Genomic DNA, 18,620 nt, shown 5'->3' on the forward strand with positions numbered 1-18,620 from the left:
TGTTGTTTGGGCTTTAATTGCGATTTGATATGGATGAACAGCATGTCTGCATTATTACGTTTTACTCAATTTGTTCAGAAAACGTTTGCTTTATGGGTCATTGTTTTTGCGGCTCTAGCGCTATGGCAACCTGAGTTTTTTGTCTGGCTTAAAGCGTACATCCCATGGATCTTAGGGATTATTATGCTCGGTATGGGAATGACCATGACCGTTGATGACTTTAAAGGGGTATTGCAAAGCCCTAAAGCCGTCTTAATTGGGGTGGTTGCCCAGTTTGTGGTGATGCCCGGTTTAGCATATGTTCTATGTAAATTATTTAATTTACCGCCTGAAATTGCAGTCGGCGTTATTTTAGTGGGGTGTTGCCCAGGCGGAACAGCTTCAAACGTGATTACCTATATGGCCAAGGGCAACGTGGCTTTGTCGGTCGCCTGTACATCGGTATCAACACTTTTAGCACCTGTATTAACACCTGCAATTTTCTATCTGCTAGCCAGCCAATGGTTAAAGATAGATGCAGCTTCGATGTTTATTTCGATTTTGCAGGTGGTGCTACTGCCTATTGTGATTGGTCTGATTTTGCGAACTTGGCTTAAGCGTCAGGTCGAATCTTATATTCAAGTCATGCCTTTAGTTTCAGTTATTGCAATTGTCGCGATTGTGGCAGCCATTATTGGTGGAAGCAAAGCAGCTATTCTTCAATCGGGTTTGCTTATTTTAGCTGTGGTGATATTGCATAATGGGTTTGGTTATTTATTAGGTTTTACCGCAGCTCGTTTCTTTAAATTGCCTTATGCAGACAGTAAAGCAATTGCGGTAGAAGTCGGTATGCAAAACTCAGGTTTAGGTGTGGCACTTGCAGCAGTACATTTTGCTGCTTCTCCGATTACGGCTGTACCAAGCGCAATTTTCAGCCTTTGGCACAATATTTCTGGTCCTGCGCTTGCGACTTATTGGGCAAGTAAACACAAACAAGAATAACTGTAGAAAAACATACATTACAAAAGAAGGCCAAACGAATAGTTTGGCTTTTTTATTTAAAGAAAATTTTAGAGGAAGCTGAATTTAGAACTGGTATGTCTTTTGCTTTGAATTGATGCACTAAAAATAACGTGAATATCAACATAAATCGCAAAGAAAAAAATAAGGCTTTTTTTGATGAACCAGATTTTTAAATTATTTATTCCCATGCTCTCAAGCAATTTAATTCTAGTTTTAAGTGGATTGGTTGATATTGCTTATGTAGGGCATTTTAGTAATGACCATGTCGCCGCATTATCGGTAACCTTATCTTTATATACAGTGATTTATGTCATTGGAATGGGTATTCTGCAAGGTGTGATACTCAAACTCTCACAAGCATATGGTTGCCACGACATACCCCATATTCGTCAAATCTTTATTCAAGGCATTTGGCTAATGTTATGTTCGGCATTGGTGAGTATTGGCTTGCTTTACTTGTTCCATGATTTACCAAAATTATTTGGTGCATCTGAACATGTCGTTTCAATTACTAAAAACTGTATGTGGGCTTTGGTATTTATTTTACCTGCGCATTTACTGATGCGCTTATTTACAGCTTTGTCTCAGGTCACTGAAAATGCGCATAAGGTTTTACTATCAGATAGCATTTTCTTCATTCTTAAAATTATTTTGTCCTATCTTTTGATTTATGGTGTCGCTTTATTTTCAATTCCGCCACTCGGTGCGATAGGAGCTTTATTAGCTACTATTATTGTTCGGTGGTTTATGTTGGCTGTTTATTACCTGTTTTTTCTAGAGAAAAGCTACATTTTTATTGAGCAACCAGAACGGTCGGTTGAAGATAGCCGGCAAAGTCTGCGTATGATTTTAAAAATAGGCATACCCACGGCGATCATGGCGTTGATGGACGTCGTTGCATTTTGTTCAGTTGCTATTCTGATTTTGCCTTTTGGGAGTGTAGTGTCAGCAGCCCATCAAATTGTCGCGAGTACTGGCGGCTTCATGTTTATTTTTCCTTCCTCAATTGCCTCGGCTTATAGCATTTTGGTGTCACGATCTATGGGCAGTGGCAACATGGAAGAAGCCAACAAAATTGCCAGACAAAGTATATGGGTAATTATGGCAGTAAGTGGCAGTCTGTCCCTAGGTTTATGGTTGGAGCGGGACTTAATTGTCACCTTCTATTCAGATGATTTGGCCGTGCAGATTTTGGCTGCTTCACTGTTGTTGATTGTATGTATGTCTCATTTTCTCGATGGCTTAATGACGTTACTCACTTCTTTGCTGCGCTGTTGGGATGTCTCAATTTTACCTATGCTGATTTTTTTAGTTGTAGTGCTGTGTTTCGGATTGGGCGGTGGTTGGTGGATGGCCTATAAAGGCCTGCATTGGCAGGATATCTCGATTTCTGCAATGGGAATTTATGGTTTCTGGAGTATGGCAGTCATAAGCTATTTAGTTGCTTGTATATTGAGTGCTTTCTGTTTCCGTTTTAGAAAGCAATTAAAAGGGTTTTGATTGAGCAGACAATGGTTAAAGAGGATGTGCTGCTAACCAATCTTCAATTTCGTTTTCAGAAATCACTTTAAAACCATGGCGCTGTAACAGTGCTGTGGTAATCCCAACACCCGTAATCTTCTCGCCTTGAAAAGTACCGTTATAAATTTTTTGACTGCCGCAAGATGGGCTATTTTCTTTTAAAACCACACAACTTGCTTTTATTTGCTGTGCAATTTCCAAAGTGCGGTGAGCACCTTTTAAATAGAGCGCTGTCACATCTAAACCAGATGAATCAGTAATTTTTGCTTTTCCATCAAGCACATCTTGACCTGTTCCTCCCACAATTTCTGCGGGTAAACGAGGCGTGCTAAAACCGCCTAATAACTCTGGGCAAAGTGCATGGGCTTTTTTATTTAAAAATAACTGCTGAAGCGTAGTGTGCAAGCATGATCGGCCGTCATAACGTACAGGTTCACCAATTAAACAAGCACTGATTAAAAGCATGAGTTTTCCGCCGTTAGAACTTTAAAAGCCATGTGAGTGTACCCAATGATTTATAAAATATGAAATCTAAAACAGGCACAAACAAACGGTGTAATTTGATTAATAAATTACACAATTCATAATTAAATTATGTATTGCATAATTTAATTGTTTTTAGTAGCATCTGTTTTAAGGTAAATGGCCATTGGAGGTCCAACAAGGATGTTGGCCTCCATAAATCTAGGAATGACTTTAGGAAAAGGCGATTTTTAAAGGTTTATTGAAAAATCTCAATCGTACTTTTAGATAAGAAAGGACTGTGTGTATGGAAAATAAACGCCATATAGAAGGGAAATTAATCATCGGCTTCGTGCTCACTCAATCTTCGTTTTAGTTATTGGTTTTTTTCTCATAGGATGCGTTGGGCTAAGGCATTTTGACGGTTCAAATACTCTCCCAGCAAATGCGTATTCTATAGAGAAAGGAGCTGACCAGATCAGCATGAGAAATAAACGGATCAGGTAATCACCAGAGGGAAACTAGATGGATATTTTAGAGAACCCATTAGAACTATGCGGTTTTGCATTTATTGAGTTTGTTTCAAAAGAAAATGAATTAGATACAATTTTTGAAACAATCGGCTTTTCAAAAGTAGCCAAGCATAAATCGAAAAAAGTGTACTTATGGCGTCAAGGAAATATCAATATTATCCTGAATTATCAGCCAGAATCTTATGCTTCATTCTTTTTCAATGAGCATGGTCCATCTGCTTGCGCAATGGGATTCAAAACACGCGATGCGGCAAAAGCTTTTAAAAAGGCTGTTGAGCTTGGTGCAGAACCAATGCAATCAAGTGTTGGGCCAATGGAGCTTAACATTCCGGCAATTAAAGGTATTGGTGGCATGCCAATCTTCTTGGTTGACCGTGACATTTATGAAAATGACTTTATTTTCTTTGATGATGCGCAGCGTAACCCTGAAGGCGCTGGTTTAAAAGAAATTGACCACTTAACTCATAACGTCTACAAAGGCCGTATGGAGTACTGGGCAAACTTCTATGAGAAGATTTTTAACTTCCAAGAAATTCGTTACTTCGACATTAAAGGCGAATATACAGGTTTAACATCTAAAGCATTAACTGCTCCAGATGGCATGATCCGTATTCCTTTAAATGAAGACTCGGACAAGGGTAATGGTCAAATTGCAGAATTCTTAGCTGATTTTAATGGCGAAGGTATTCAACATATTGCGTTTATTTGTGATGACTTAATTTCGACTTGGGATAAGTTAAAAGGCTTGGGTCTACAATTTATGACTCCACCGCCAAACACTTATTATGAAATGTTGGAAGATCGTTTACCTGAGCATGGCGAACCGACTGATGAATTACAGCAGCGCGGTATTTTGCTTGACGGTAATACTAAAGACGGTCAGAAGAAGCTTTTATTGCAAATCTTCTCTCAAAACATGATTGGGCCAGTTTTCTTCGAATTCATTCAACGTAAAGATGACGACGGTTTTGGTGAAGGTAACTTCAAGGCACTGTTTGAATCGATTGAACGTGACCAAATTCGCCGTGGCGTTCTAGAAGCAAAATAAGTTTTGCTTTGTCTCTAATCTAAAAAAACCAAGAGCAGTGCTCTTGGTTTTTTTATGGCTATTGATTAGCGGCTTTTAATATATTGATTAATTAAATTAATCTCATTTTTAAGCGTTTCGATAATTTTACTTTGTGGGTCGACGGGTAAAAACATTTCGCTATCAAGCGCCACAATACAAAACTCAATCCCTTGGTTTGAGTTAAATACTGGCAGACCCACCGCATTAATTCCTGTCAACAAATCACCTTTAGCTGCCGACATTTGTTGCTGACGGATCGTATCTTTAAGTTCTAAAAATTCTTGCCAGTTGTGTGGTGCGATATTTAGACCAAGCTCTTGATGTTTTTGCCACTCAGCTTCTAATAAAGGACGAATAAAATGCTCAGGAAGGTAAGAGGCAAATAAACGTCCCGCAGCAGAATTGACTAAAGGCATAATCGAACCGACTTTGGTCACAATCGAAATAGGGTGGTTAGATTCAATAGACTGAACCACAACAGGGCCTTTCGGTGACCACTTACTAATTTGAATACCACAGCCAATTTTACTTTGTAGGTCGTAAATTAGGTGCTGTACCAGCTGTAAAGTGTCACTGTGCTGAATGCAGTTTAAGCCTAAACGCCATGCCTGATCGCCTAGAGCATATTGCCCATCTTCAAGTTGTTTGGCGTAATCCATGCGAATTAAGCTCACCAAATAACGGTGTACTTTGGCAGGATGCATCTCGAGCTTACTCGATAAGTCTTTGAGAATAATCGGTTGATTGTGCTCTAACAGGGCATTTAGTACGGATAAACCAACTTCAAGTGATTGAACCCCCCCAGATACTTTTTCTTCAATCATTTAAATACCCTTAATCGATTTACTTCAGCAGTTAAACAGTTATGTATAAACATAAATTGGAATTGATGCGTTTTACATCATGCCTGAGCCTATAGAAAAATAGAAATCACCTTTTTCTATTAGCAAAATTCACATGTTTAATAATCAACAATTCTTACAATGACCTTCATCTTTTATTTATAGCGTAAATTGAGAGAAGTTTAGTAGATTTAAACAATATAAATCGGCATTGATATAGAACAGTTCATTCAAACTATTCCCACCAATGCCGACTTTTGAAACGATTGCTTTGAAAGAATTATGCGCCTAATTCTTCTTCATGCAAGAAATGAGTATGGTGTGGAGCACGTTTAGTTTTGCTCCATTCATCTAGCATTTCAGTTTTCATTTCTTCAGTAATTTTTGCAATTTTTTCTTCAGCATGTACATCGTTATAAGTCAGTTCTAAACGGTGTCCATTTGGATCAAAGAAATAAATTGAGTGGAAGATACCGTGGTTGGTAATGCCTAGTACTTTAACGCCGTTTTCTTCCAAATGTTTTTTGGCAGCTAAAAGGGCATTTAAATCTTCAACTTCAAAGGCAATATGTTGTACCCATTGAGGCGTGTTTTCATCTCGGCCCATTTCTGGTTGGGTTGGTAATTCAAAAAATGCCAAAACGTTGCCTTGACCAGCATCTAGGAATAAATGCATATAAGGGTCAAAGGCTTTGGTTGAAGGCACATGGTCTTCAGCAAAAGCTAAGATAAAGTCCATGTTGAGCATTTTTTTATACCACTCAACAGTCTCTTTCGCATCCTTACAACGATATGCAACGTGATGTATTTTTTTAATGGCAAATGTCATGTTGAAACTCCTTTTACTATTCCCAATCTGGTTGTTGTTCTGGCGCCGCGTTATAGAAGGCTGGGATAGACAAACAATGTTGATAAATTGATTCAATTTTTGGAAACGCAGATAAATCGATTTTGAAGCGTTTCGCGTTGTAGACCTGTGGAATTAGGCAGCAATCGGCAATCGTTGCTTGTAGTCCAAAGCAAAACTGTCCGTTTGAATCTTGAAGTTGCTGTTCGAGATTTTGAAAGCCTTCAATAATCCAGTGCTGATACCAATAATTTTTTTGTTCGTCTGAAACGTTTAAGTCATTTTTTAAATATTTCAGAACGCGTAAGTTGTTTAACGGGTGAATATCACAAGCGATTGCTTGGGCAAAAGCACGGATTTTGGCTCTTTCTTTCACATCATTTGGAAGTAATTTGGTTTCAGGATATTGTTCATCCAGATATTCCAAAATACTTAATGATTGTGACAAGGTTAAATCGCCGTCCACTAAAGTTGGTACTAGGGCACTGCGGTTTAACTTTAAATAGTCTTCACCTTGCTGCTCATTTTTCACCAGATGAACTGGTGCAGTTTCATAAGCGAGGCTTTTAAGGTTGAGGCCAATCCGTACTCTGTAAGCTGCAGAGCTACGAAAGTAACTATACAGCTTCATAGTCAGGCTCCGAAGTCTCTGCAAAATCAAAAGCTAATGCAGGAAGCACAGTATTTCGAACTTCACCAAAGCCAATGCGAATACCATTTTTCTCACAGTGGCCTTTCATAATGAGCGTATCGCCGTCTTGTAAGAAACCACGAGTTTCACCATTGGCAAGGGTCAAAGGTTTAGTGGTGTTCCAAGTCAGCTCAAGCAAGCTGCCATAAGAGTCAGGTGTAGAACCTGAAATAGTACCTGAACCCATTAAGTCACCGACCTGAACGTTACAGCCTCCAATGGTATGGTGAGTTAGCTGCTGAGCCATAGACCAATACATATATTTGAAGTTGGTTTTACAGATCACGTCAGTTTGTGCTGATTTTGGTGTTTGAATTTCAACACTCAAATTAATGTCGTAACTGTTGGCGATATTTTCTTGTAAATAAGCGAGTGGTTTCGGTTCTTGTTTCGGGCCTTCAACTTTAAATGGTTCAAGTGCTTCCAGAGTTACCACCCAAGGTGAAATAGCGCTAGCGAAAGATTTTGAGTTGAATGGACCTAAAGGCACATATTCCCATTGTTGGATATCGCGTGCTGACCAGTCGTTTAGCAGAACCATTCCAAAAATATGGTCCCAAGCATTTTCAATCGAGATCGGCTGCCCCAACTGAGTTGGTTTACCCACAATAAATGCTGTTTCAAGTTCGAAATCGAGTTTACGCGTTGCTGAGAAAACTGGACGTTCTTCATTTGGAAGTTTGATTTGACCTGATGGGCGTACCACTTGAGTTCCGCTCACTACAACAGAGCTAGCACGACCGTTATAACCTACAGGTAATTCGGTCCAGTTTGGCAGCAAGGCATTTTTAGGGTCGCGGAACATACAGCCGACATTGGTTGCGTGTTCTTTAGAAGAATAGAAATCGGTATAGCCAGGTACGCGAACAGGTAAATGTAAAGTTACGCTGTCTTGCTTAACCAGAACTTCCTGACGTAATGCTTCGTTTTCTTGAAGTGTTAAATTTTCAACTGAAAGAAGAGACTGTAATGTTTTACGAACTTTAGACCAGTTGGCTTTGCCTGATTCAATAAATTTATTCAGTGTAGGCTGGTTAAAGTATGTGTCTTGATCTGAAAGTTTTAAAAGACCATGCTTTTCAAGAGCAGCGAGATCAATGACCCAATCACCGATAGCTACACCGACCTGACGCTCGCCTTCGGCTGTTCTACTAAAAATACCATAAGGCAAATTATGAATAGTGAAATCAGATTGAGGTGAAACTTCAATAAAAGAGTTTAGTTTTTGTTCCATTTTCGCTTCCTTGTCTTCATCTCGCGTCTTATACAAATAAAAGTTCGGTCTAGGGACTGAGCTACTCAATAAGTTTTAACCTTTAGTGAGATCATCTTTTTACTTATGAGTTTGATATAGACCGAGAACAACCAATTGCTTCATGGTTCTTATAATACTGAATTCATAAAATTACGCAATACATAATTTAATTACACATTGCATAATAATTGTTATTTCTTGCATTTTCTGCTTACATGCGCGGTTGTGAGAAAAGTAACGCAATTATTTTTTCACCAATCTCTATGAAAATCTGATCAATTTATGATATACGTAATTTATTGGAAAAAAATTACGTGACAAGGATGAGAATAATCATATGTCAACACAAGAGCAAGGAAACCTGAAACACGGTTTGAGTAATCGTCACATCCAGCTGATTGCATTGGGTGGCGCGATTGGTACAGGGCTGTTTCTTGGTATATCACAATCGATTAAATTGGCAGGTCCGTCGGTAATCTTGGGTTATGCGATTGCAGGATTTATTGCTTTTTTAATGATGCGCCAGCTCGGTGAAATGGTAGTAGAAGAACCAGTAAGTGGTTCTTTTAGTCATTTTGCTTACAAATATTGGGGACCTTTTGCAGGCTTCATGTCAGGATGGAACTACTGGGTACTCAACGTACTGGTATGTATGGCGGAGTTAAGTGCAATTGGTCTTTATATTCAATATTGGTGGCCGCAAATCCCAACGTGGGCATCCGCTCTAACGTTCTTTATTCTCATTAATGGTATTAATTTATTGCATGTTAAGTTTTTTGGCGAAATGGAATTTTGGTTTTCCATTGTCAAAATCTTAGCCATTTTAGCCATGATCGGTTTCGGTTCGTATTTACTTGCAACCGGTACGGCAGGGCCACAAGCCAGCATTTCTAACCTTTGGGCATTAGGTGGTTTCTTCCCATATGGTATTAAAGGCTTGGTGATGGCCATGGCAGTCATTATTTTTGCTTTTGGTGGTATTGAGCTTTTCGGTATTACTGCGGCTGAAGCACGTGACCCAGACAAAACCTTACCTAAAGCGGTCAACCAGATTATCTATCGTATTTTGATTTTCTATATTGCGACGCTTCTTGTTTTATTCGCATTATTTCCGTGGAATCAAATGGCACAAGGCGGCAGTCCTTTTGTAATGGTGTTTGCTTCTTTAGACAGTCAAGGCGTTGCGACTTTACTCAACTTCGTGATTTTGACTGCTGCGGTTTCAGTTTATAACGGTACAAGCTATTGCAGTAGCCGTATGTTGCTCGGTCTTGCTCAGCAAGGAAATGCACCAAAAGTATTTGCACGTATTAATAAGCGCGGTATTCCAACCAATGCAGTGATTCTTTCTGCGGCAGTCACTATTTTATGTGTATTGTTAAATTATATTTTCCCTGAAAAAGCATTTGGTTTACTCATGATGCTCGTGGTTGCAGCGATTGTGATTAACTGGGTAGTCATTTCATGGACACATTTAAAATTCCGTAAATTCATGATCCGCCAAGGTCAAACCACTAAATTCCCAAGTTTCATGTATCCATTTAGCAACTATCTTTGTATCGTGTTCATGCTTGGAATTTTAGTTGTCATGTCGCTAACACCAGATATGCGTGTGGCGGTGATGATGATTCCGGGTTGGATTTTGTGCTTAATGGTGGCTTATCAATTTAAACGCCGTAAGTTAAAAGCTGAGCAGCCTGTACATGCTTTAGAAGCAGATATGTAATCAGGTCTGAGTTAGAAATTAAAAAGGACGTATTAATGCGTCCTTTTTAATTTTTAAAATTTACAACAGAAATTAAAGGACTTTGTAATTGTTATATTATAACATCTCTTAAATGAATAACTAAGGCTTCCCGATGTTCAGGGAGGAACAACATATTTATGAAATATTCCTATTTAGGTTTAATCTTACTTTCTCTTACCGCGTGTACGACTCAAACACCTAAGCCAACGGTTTCTAAGCATCCACACTCTTTGCCTCAGCCATCTAAAACAGTGGTAAGAATAAAACAACAACCCGAAGATTATACTGCTTGGATCGCAACCGCAGATCACGCTCATTCTGTGCAGGCTTATAAGCAATTTCTTAAGCAGAAAGGACTTGCCAATTTAGTCCCGGATTATGAGTTATTACGTTCAGCTCGAGACTGGCAAAAATGTGGCGTCGAGCCTTATGCGGTGCCACCAAGAGAGATTTGGTCCAACATCGTTCCGACACTTAGCATTTTAAAAGCATTAGTTGACGATGGTGTGATTAACGATTTTGAAGTGACATCTGCCTATCGAGCTTTATCTTTAAACCGTTGTGCGGGTGGTGCAGATGCTTCCCGACATGTCTTTAATGCAGCGCTTGATTTTCGAATTGGGCCAGAACAGCCTACCGATTTAGACCAGTTTAATATTCAACAAACCAAAACCAAGCTTTGTCAGTTCTGGGAAACCAAAGGACAAGCACTTAACATGGGTCTGGGTGTTTATGCTTCGGGACAAATCCATATTGATAGCCAAGGGTTCCGTTCATGGGGACCTGACCATCACTATAGAACCTCGATTTGTCAGTGACTATAAAAGCAATTCTTTCAAAGACTAAATGAGTTGGTTTGAATAAAAGCAGAATAAAAACTTGATCAATAGTTATGTTATAACATAACATTATTGTGGTTTAGAAATAGATTACGCCTGTGATCTGGCCATATTTCAATGGCCAGCCATGATCAGTTTAAATATTATTCGAAGAGATCAAGCCATGCACACTGCAATCGCCAACTCATTTGCCAAGCTTCCAGTTACCGTTTTATCTGGCTTTTTGGGTGCAGGAAAGACCACATTACTCAATCATATTTTAAATAATCGCGAAGGTCGCCGTATTGCCGTGATTGTTAATGATATGTCTGAGGTAAATATTGATGCGGCATTAGTACGCGAAGGTGGGGCGGAGCTTTCAAGGACAGATGAAAAACTGGTTGAAATGAGTAACGGTTGTATCTGCTGCACGCTACGAGAAGATTTACTGGTTGAGGTGAGACGCTTAGCCGATGAAGGGCGCTTTGACCAATTGGTGATTGAGTCGACTGGTATTTCAGAACCATTACCAGTAGCAGAAACCTTTACCTTTGAAGATGAAAATGGAAACTCACTCAATGAGTTTGCTCGACTTGATACTATGGTCACGGTAGTCGATGCTTTTAACTTTCTTAAAGATTACAGTTCAGTTGATTCACTGCAACAACGTGGTGAATCATTGGGTGAACAAGATGAGCGAACTGTAGTTGACCTTCTTATCGATCAGATCGAGTTTTGTGATGTGATTGTGCTGAATAAAATTGACCTGATTGATCAGGCGCAGCAAGACCAGCTCATCGCAATTTTAAAAACGTTAAACCCGCGTGCCCGAATTGAGATTGCTCAATTTGGAAAGATCGCTTTAGATAAAATTTTAAATACACAGTTATTTGACTTTGATGAAGCGGCACAAGCACCAGGATGGCTGAAAGAGTTACGTGGTGAGCATACGCCAGAGACTGAAGAGTATGGCATTAGTAGCTTTGTTTACCGTGCACGTCGTCCTTTCCATCCAGAGCGTTTTTATGATTTGGTACAGGCTGAATGGCCGGGAGTCGTGCGTTCTAAAGGCTTTTTCTGGTTGGCTGCTGAACCTACATTGGCCTATTCATGGTCGCAAGCGGGTGCGATGGCTCGACATGGTTTAGCAGGTTATTGGTGGGCGGCTGTAGCAGAAGAAGACTGGCCGAGTGACCTCGCGAGCATTGAACAAATTAAGAAAAATTGGGACGCTCGTACAGGTGATGCACGTCAGGAACTGGTTTTAATTGGTATGCAAATGGATGAGCAAGCCTTAATACAACGCTTAGACCGTTGTTTATTAAGTGATGAAGAAATGGCTTTAGGGCCACAAGCTTGGCAGAGATGGTCGAATCCTTTTAAGCAAGACGATGAAACCATGTTGATCGCTTAATGAAATAAGCCCCTATTTTAAAGGGGCTTATTTTTATGATTTATCTTTAATAAAAAGCTTTCGAATGTAGGTATTGAGCGGGGTGGAATAATATTTTTCAATTACCGCACTGATGATAAAAGTCAGAACCAAATAGCCCATTAAAAGCATAATTTTAATGCTAGCGTCGGTTTGAGCGGGAACAAAAGCAACTTTCATAAGGCCTAGTACTACCAGATGGAACAGATAAGTCTCATAACTTCGTTGCCCCAACCAGACCATCACTTTGGTCAATAGGTTATGCGCCTGTGTTTCGGAAGGATGCTGAAAACACAAAATCAGTAAGCCTGTAGCAAAAGCAAATAAGCTAATACCCCATGTGCTGACCTCTTTAATTGGCGCATATAAATATAGCGCGGTCATGCTCAAAATAATTAACCACGAAAGAGGTTTTTTATAAGTCCAGTTTGGTCGGTAGGTATGAGAAAAAATCGCCGTTAAACAGCCAATCGCTATGCCATCAAAACTTGAAAAATAATGATATAAATAGGCGCCGCTTTCTTCTCCAAAATGGAGAGACCTAAAATAAGGGCCGTATAAAATCACTCCAACAAGTACAGCAATAAAGACCTTATTACTACGTGTGAACAGGCACAATAATGGAAACACAAAGTAAAAAACTTCTTCTACAGAGAGCGACCACAACACGCCCAAAGCATAGTTTACCCAGCCGAATTTAATAATCAGGATATTCATCCAGAACGTTAAAGCCGCAAATATGGTTAAAGGATAAGAAATCTCAATGCCATTCGGTGCTTGGTTCATAAAAGGCTTTAAGTCAAACGAACCGAGTATGCTTACCCCTAAAATGAGTAATATCAGACACGGTAAAATACGCGCTGCCCGTCGAATATAAAAATGTTTGAGGTTAATTGCGGAGAATTGTTTGTCTCGTTTTAAAGTGTGATGGGTAATTAAAAAACCCGAAATCACAAAAAACATGGTGACACCATAATTTCCGTTTCTTGCGATGACTGTGCTAAATGCTTCACCTAAGAAATCAAAACCTAACCATGTATCTTTAAGTTTATAGGGAATATTAAAATGATGTAAAAGAACCAACAGGATAGACATTCCACGCAGAATATCTATTTTATAATTACGCATTCGATGTGCTTCCAGCTTTATTAATATACTGTGTGGCAGAAGAATACTATCGATCAGTTATTTTAAATAAAAATTTTAAGCAGCATTTCGTAAACCAAAAAAGACTACATTTTCGCTTCTTTGAATTGAGCTAAGGCATAGCAGAAATAATTATTAAATAAATATTGATAAAGCATTTATATATTTGAATTTTTCTACATAAAACTTTAAATTAGCTCTTATTGAGATATGTTTGTTTTTTAAAATTTTTAAAATCTATTTAATTCATAAATTAACATGTTGTATGTGGTTGTATATACATAGCATGTCAACTAAAATACTATTTTTGCCTGCTGCCTTTTTTGAGTAATTAGTTATGCCCAGAACATCAAAACAAGAACATACTGAGCTTTCGATTGAAGCTGATAGTCCAGTTCCTTTATATCAACGTGTAAAACAACTGATTTCACAAAAAATTTATGAAGGTACTTGGGCTGTAAATAAAAAAATTCCTTCTGAAAGTGAACTCGTTAATCAACTCGGCTGTAGCCGTATGACGGTAAACCGTGCGCTACGTGAATTAACGACTGAGGGTTTACTCGTTCGAATTCAGGGCGTTGGTTCTTTCGTTGCTGAAGGGCAAGGTCGAACTGCACTTTTTCAAATTAATAATATCGCTGATGAGATTATTGCACGAAACCATAAGCACCATGCTGAAGTTTTAGTCTTAGAACAAATTTATGCAAATGCAGAGCAAAGCGTTTTAATGCAGACTCGTGAAGGGCAAAGATTATTTCACTCGATTATTGTGCATTATGAAAATGATGTACCTGTTCAGGTCGAAGATCGTTTGGTTGATGCAGCGCTTATTCCAGATTATCTACAACAAGATTTTAAAACCATTACCCCAAATGCTTACCTCATGGCAAAAGCGCCTGTGTCAGAAGGTGAGCATATTGTTGAGGCAGTTTTAGCATCACCGCAAGAGTGTAAATGGTTAAAGATTACTAAAGCTGAACCATGCTTACTGATCCGTCGCCGCACATGGTCAAACAAACAACTCATTTCAAGTGCGCGTTTGATTTATCCGGGTAGTCGCTATTATCTCGAAGGGAAATTTAACCCATGATTAAATTGATCAGGGCCGATCAATATACAAAAATGCTTTGGAAAAACGGTGCTGGCTTTACTTTAGAAATTGCTCGAAGCCAAGGTGATGCCGACTTTGAGTGGCGTATTTCGATGGCAGATGTGACCACTTCTGGGCCATTTTCGCTATTTCCCAATAAGCAGCGCATTATTAGCGTACTTGATGGGCAGGGCATGGTATTGCATGTCGATGATCTTCCAGCCAAAACGCTGAACCAAGGAGATATTTTTGCTTTTCATGGTGAGAGTCAGGTTCAAAGTGAACTGGTAGACGGTGCAATTCGAGATTTAAATTTAATTTATGATCCTGCAAAGTTTCATGCTCGTTTTCAGTGGTTGAATGATGCAGCGGAGCAGGCATTTATTAGCTCGGCAGACCTGATTTTTATTTTTAATCAGGGTGGTGAAACACAAGTAAATGTGGATGATCATTCCGTTCAACTTGCTGCTCACGAGACGCTAAAAATTGGGAAAAACGCTGGCGTGACATCAATCAGTTTTCCCAAAAAACAACTCAAAAGCTGCTATGTCATTGAGTTAATTCAACGATAAAAAGACATCATTTACGACTTAAAAAGCACATGTCGATTTAAAAGATATGTGCTTTTTTTATGCCCAATATAAAAATAAATTAATTTAATTCATAAGCTTATTTAATTTTTTTAAAAAAATATGAGTCACCCTCTTCACGCCGAAAAATATTTGTGTAGTATATAGATGTATATACAAGTTAATACATTACTATACAAATGCAGAAACAAGTGATGTTCTGCTGATGTAAGCTCAAAGGAAGGAGTCCGACTGTGACAACAACGACAACAAAATTTCGTGATGTAGAAATTCGTGCACCACGCGGCACTGAATTAACGGCTAAGAGTTGGTTAACTGAAGCCCCATTACGTATGTTGATGAATAACCTTGATCCGGACGTTGCAGAAAACCCGAAAGAGTTAGTTGTATACGGTGGTATTGGTCGTGCAGCACGAAACTGGGAATGTTTCGACAAAATTGTAGATACGCTAAAAAATCTTGAAACTGACGAAACTTTATTGGTTCAATCAGGCAAACCAGTAGGTGTGTTTAAAACTCATAAAGATGCACCACGCGTTTTAATTGCAAACTCAAACCTTGTACCGCACTGGGCAAACTGGGAACACTTCAACGAGTTAGACGCAAAAGCACTTGCAATGTACGGTCAAATGACAGCAGGTTCATGGATCTACATTGGTAGCCAAGGCATTGTACAAGGTACTTATGAAACTTTCGTTGAGGCAGGTCGCCAACACTACAACGGTGATTTAAAAGGTCGTTGGGTGCTTACTGCTGGTTTAGGTGGTATGGGTGGTGCTCAGCCTCTAGCTGCAACACTTGCAGGTGCGTGTTCTTTAAACATCGAATGCCAACAAGCAAGTATCGATTTCCGTTTACGTACTCGTTATGTAGACGAACAAGCAACTGATTTAGACGACGCTTTAGCGCGTATTGATCGCTATACAAAAGAAGGCAAAGCAATTTCAATTGCGCTTCATGGTAACGCTGCAGAGATTTTACCTGAGCTTGTTCGCCGTGGTGTACGTCCAGACATGGTGACAGACCAAACAAGTGCACACGATCCACTTAATGGTTACTTACCAGTAGGCTGGACTTGGGATGAATACCGTGAACGTGCGAAAACTGAACCAGAAGCTGTTGTAAAAGCTGCAAAACAGTCGATGGCGAAACACGTACAAGCGATGCTCGATTTCCAAAAAATGGGTGTTCCAACATTTGACTATGGTAATAACATCCGTCAAATGGCGAAAGATGAAGGCGTAGCAAACGCTTTTGATTTCCCAGGTTTCGTACCTGCGTACATCCGTCCATTGTTCTGTCGTGGTATTGGTCCATTCCGTTGGGCAGCGCTTTCTGGTGACCCAGAAGACATTTATAAAACAGATGCCAAAGTTAAAGAATTAATTCCTGATGATGAGCATTTACATCACTGGTTAGACATGGCTCGTGAACGCATTAGCTTCCAAGGTTTACCAGCGCGTATTTGCTGGGTAGGTTTAGGCTTACGTGCAAAACTTGGTTTGGCATTTAACGAAATGGTTCGTAGCGGCGAATTGTCTGCACCTGTGGTGATTGGTCGTGACCATTTAGACTCAGGTTCGGTTGCAAGTCCAAACCGTGAAACTGAAGCAATGCAAGACGGCTCAGACGCAGTATCAGACTGGCCTTTATTAAATGCGTTGCTCAATACAGCAGGCGGCGCAACTTGGGTGTCTTTACATCACGGTGGTGGTGTAGGTATGGGCTTCTCTCAACACTCAGGCGTTGTGATTGTGTGTGATGGTACAGATGAAGCTGCTGCACGTATTGCTCGCGTATTGACTAATGACCCTGCAACAGGTGTTATGCGTCATGCCGATGCAGGTTATGAAATTGCGATTAACTGTGCGAAAGAGCAAGGCTTACACTTGCCAATGATCACGCAATAAAAATACATGGAAGAACTAGCGGTGCTTTTTGCAATTGTGAAAAGCACCGTCTCAGCAGAATATAGTGCAAAAAATTAGGAAGCCAACATGGAATTACTTATCCAACCGGGAAAACTGACCTTAGCCGATTTACGTCAAGCGTACCTCAACCCGATCAAAGTTAAATTGGATGAAAGTGCTTCATCTGCAATTGATGCAAGTGTGGCTTGCGTTGAGAAAATTGTAAATGAAGGGCGTACAGCTTACGGTATTAACACAGGCTTTGGCTTACTAGCGTCAACCAAAATCGCTCCTGAAGATTTAGAAAAGTTACAACGTTCATTGGTTCTTTCGCATGCAGCAGGTGTAGGTGAAGCACTTGATGATGCAATGGTTCGTTTAATTATTCTATTGAAAGCAAATAGCTTGGCGCGTGGCTTCTCTGGTATTCGTCGTAAAGTAATTGATGCTTTGTTGGCTTTAATTAATGCCGAAGTTTACCCACACATTCCACTGAAAGGTTCAGTAGGTGCTTCAGGTGACTTGGCACCACTTGCACACATGTCTTTAGTGTTACTTGGTGAAGGTAAGGCGCGTTATAAGGGTGAATGGTTACCAGCAGTTGAAGCTTTAAAAGTTGCAGGTTTAGAACCGATTTCTTTAGCTGCTAAAGAAGGTTTAGCACTTTTAAACGGTACACAAGTGTCAACTGCTTATGCATTACGTGGCTTGTTTGAAGCTGAAGACTTGTTTGCTGCTGCAACGGTTTGTGGTGGCTTAAGCGTTGAAGCAATGTTGGGTTCACGTGCACCATTCGATGCTCGTATTCACGAAGTACGTGGCCAACGTGGTCAAATTGATGTAGCTGCGGCTTATCGTGACCTTTTAACAGACTCAAGTGAAATTGCACATTCACATGAAGACTGTAGCAAAGTTCAAGACCCGTACTCTTTACGTTGCCAACCACAGGTGATGGGTGCATGTTTAACCCAAATCCGTCAAGCTGCTGAAGTATTAGAAATTGAAGCAAATGCTGTATCGGATAACCCGCTCGTATTTGCTGAACAAGGTGACGTGATTTCTGGTGGTAACTTCCATGCAGAGCCTGTTGCAATGGCGGCAGATAATTTAGCGTTGGCGATCGCTGAAATTGGCTCACTGTCAGAACGTCGTATTTCGATGATGATGGACCGCCACATGTCACAACTTCCACCATTCTTGGTTGCAAATGGCGGTGTTAACTCAGGCTTTATGATTGCACAAGTGACAGCTGCTGCACTTGCGAGCGATAATAAGGCATTAGCACATCCTGCAAGTGTTGATAGTTTACCAACTTCTGCCAATCAGGAAGACCACGTATCGATGGCTCCGAATGCCGGTAAGCGTCTTTGGTACATGGCTGACAACGTTCGTGGCATTTTAGCTGTTGAATGGTTAGGCGCTTGTCAGGGTTTAGACTTCCGTGAAGGTTTAAAAAGCTCGCCTAAACTTGAACAAGCTCGTAAAATCTTGCGCGATCAAGTTCCTTACTACAGCGAAGATCGTTTCTTTGCTCCGGATATCGAACAAGCTAGCGAATTGCTTGCGAGTGGTTGCCTAAACAAGTTACTCATTCCAAAACTGCTCCCTAGTTTATCTGAAGTGTGATTGATAAAACGGTCACATGGAGTGGCCGAATCCAACTAA

The 18,620-nt window shown here is 40.0% G+C and carries 16 protein-coding genes; 10 read left to right on the forward strand and 6 right to left on the reverse strand.

Annotated elements, in window-relative coordinates; all coding sequences use genetic code 11:
• Positions 1–42: 42 nt before the first annotated feature.
• Both NE363_RS00310 and NE363_RS00315 read left to right on the forward strand, forming a co-directional pair.
• Positions 43–981: a bile acid:sodium symporter family protein gene (locus NE363_RS00310; RefSeq protein WP_077163765.1), complete on the forward strand. Its 939-nt coding sequence runs from the start codon at positions 43–45 to the stop codon at positions 979–981.
• Positions 982–1,158: 177 nt separating this feature from the next.
• Positions 1,159–2,502, forward strand: coding sequence for an MATE family efflux transporter (locus NE363_RS00315; RefSeq protein ID WP_445535606.1), 1,344 nt, complete (start codon positions 1,159–1,161; stop codon positions 2,500–2,502).
• Between the two features lie 15 nt (positions 2,503–2,517).
• Here NE363_RS00315 and NE363_RS00320 read toward each other — a convergent pair whose 3' ends face one another.
• Complete coding sequence (locus NE363_RS00320) at positions 2,518–2,988, reverse strand: DUF523 domain-containing protein (protein ID WP_445535607.1); 471 nt, start codon at positions 2,986–2,988, stop codon at positions 2,518–2,520.
• A 522-nt stretch (positions 2,989–3,510) separates the two neighbouring features.
• Between NE363_RS00320 and hppD the strand changes: the two genes are divergently transcribed.
• Positions 3,511–4,566, forward strand: a complete 1,056-nt coding sequence (gene hppD / locus NE363_RS00325; protein ID WP_009504341.1) for a 4-hydroxyphenylpyruvate dioxygenase — start codon at positions 3,511–3,513, stop codon at positions 4,564–4,566.
• A 65-nt stretch (positions 4,567–4,631) separates the two neighbouring features.
• Here the strand turns inward: hppD and NE363_RS00330 are convergent, their stop codons facing one another.
• From NE363_RS00330 to fahA, 4 genes are all read right to left on the reverse strand, one after another.
• Entirely contained in the window at positions 4,632–5,411 is a 780-nt protein-coding gene (locus tag NE363_RS00330) for an IclR family transcriptional regulator (RefSeq protein ID WP_151739225.1), read from the reverse strand.
• Between the two features lie 298 nt (positions 5,412–5,709).
• A complete protein-coding gene (locus NE363_RS00335; RefSeq protein ID WP_348897344.1) occupies positions 5,710–6,258 on the reverse strand; it encodes a VOC family protein in 549 nt (182 codons plus the stop codon).
• A gap of 16 nt (positions 6,259–6,274) precedes the next feature.
• Positions 6,275–6,907, reverse strand: a complete 633-nt coding sequence (gene maiA / locus NE363_RS00340; RefSeq protein ID WP_304393623.1) for a maleylacetoacetate isomerase — start codon at positions 6,905–6,907, stop codon at positions 6,275–6,277.
• Positions 6,894–8,201: a fumarylacetoacetase gene (fahA, locus tag NE363_RS00345; RefSeq protein WP_396481551.1), complete on the reverse strand. Its 1,308-nt coding sequence runs from the start codon at positions 8,199–8,201 to the stop codon at positions 6,894–6,896. The genes maiA and fahA overlap by 14 nt, the downstream gene beginning before the upstream one ends.
• Before the next feature lie 358 nt (positions 8,202–8,559).
• On the opposite strand from fahA, the gene NE363_RS00350 reads away from it, so the two are divergent.
• From NE363_RS00350 to zigA, 3 genes are all read left to right on the forward strand, one after another.
• A complete protein-coding gene (locus tag NE363_RS00350; RefSeq protein ID WP_445535608.1) occupies positions 8,560–9,948 on the forward strand; it encodes an amino acid permease in 1,389 nt (462 codons plus the stop codon).
• Between the two features lie 158 nt (positions 9,949–10,106).
• Positions 10,107–10,787, forward strand: a complete 681-nt coding sequence (gene zrlA, locus NE363_RS00355) for a D-Ala-D-Ala carboxypeptidase ZrlA (protein WP_445535609.1) — start codon at positions 10,107–10,109, stop codon at positions 10,785–10,787.
• Positions 10,788–10,935: 148 nt separating this feature from the next.
• Positions 10,936–12,201, forward strand: coding sequence for a zinc metallochaperone GTPase ZigA (gene zigA / locus NE363_RS00360; protein ID WP_445535610.1), 1,266 nt, complete (start codon positions 10,936–10,938; stop codon positions 12,199–12,201).
• 33 nt (positions 12,202–12,234) lie between these two features.
• Here zigA and NE363_RS00365 read toward each other — a convergent pair whose 3' ends face one another.
• Positions 12,235–13,347, reverse strand: coding sequence for an acyltransferase family protein (locus NE363_RS00365; protein ID WP_445535611.1), 1,113 nt, complete (start codon positions 13,345–13,347; stop codon positions 12,235–12,237).
• 355 nt (positions 13,348–13,702) lie between these two features.
• Here NE363_RS00365 and hutC point away from each other — a divergent pair, with 355 nt between their 5' ends.
• The 4 genes from hutC (at position 13,703) to hutH (ending at position 18,581) form a co-directional block, all read left to right on the forward strand.
• Entirely contained in the window at positions 13,703–14,455 is a 753-nt protein-coding gene (hutC, locus tag NE363_RS00370) for a histidine utilization repressor (protein WP_005300446.1), read from the forward strand.
• The gene (locus NE363_RS00375) at positions 14,452–15,027 is read left to right on the forward strand and encodes a HutD/Ves family protein (protein WP_445535612.1); all 576 of its coding nucleotides are present in this window, start codon (positions 14,452–14,454) and stop codon (positions 15,025–15,027) included. Before hutC ends, NE363_RS00375 begins: the two co-directional genes overlap by 4 nt.
• Before the next feature lie 251 nt (positions 15,028–15,278).
• On the forward strand, positions 15,279–16,955 hold the full coding sequence (gene hutU / locus NE363_RS00380) for a urocanate hydratase (protein WP_002054061.1): 1,677 nt from the start codon (positions 15,279–15,281) through the stop codon (positions 16,953–16,955).
• Between the two features lie 87 nt (positions 16,956–17,042).
• Positions 17,043–18,581, forward strand: coding sequence for a histidine ammonia-lyase (gene hutH, locus NE363_RS00385; RefSeq protein ID WP_004704779.1), 1,539 nt, complete (start codon positions 17,043–17,045; stop codon positions 18,579–18,581).
• Positions 18,582–18,620: the final 39 nt, after the last annotated feature.

This window comes from Acinetobacter sp. G18 (assembly GCF_052660225.1).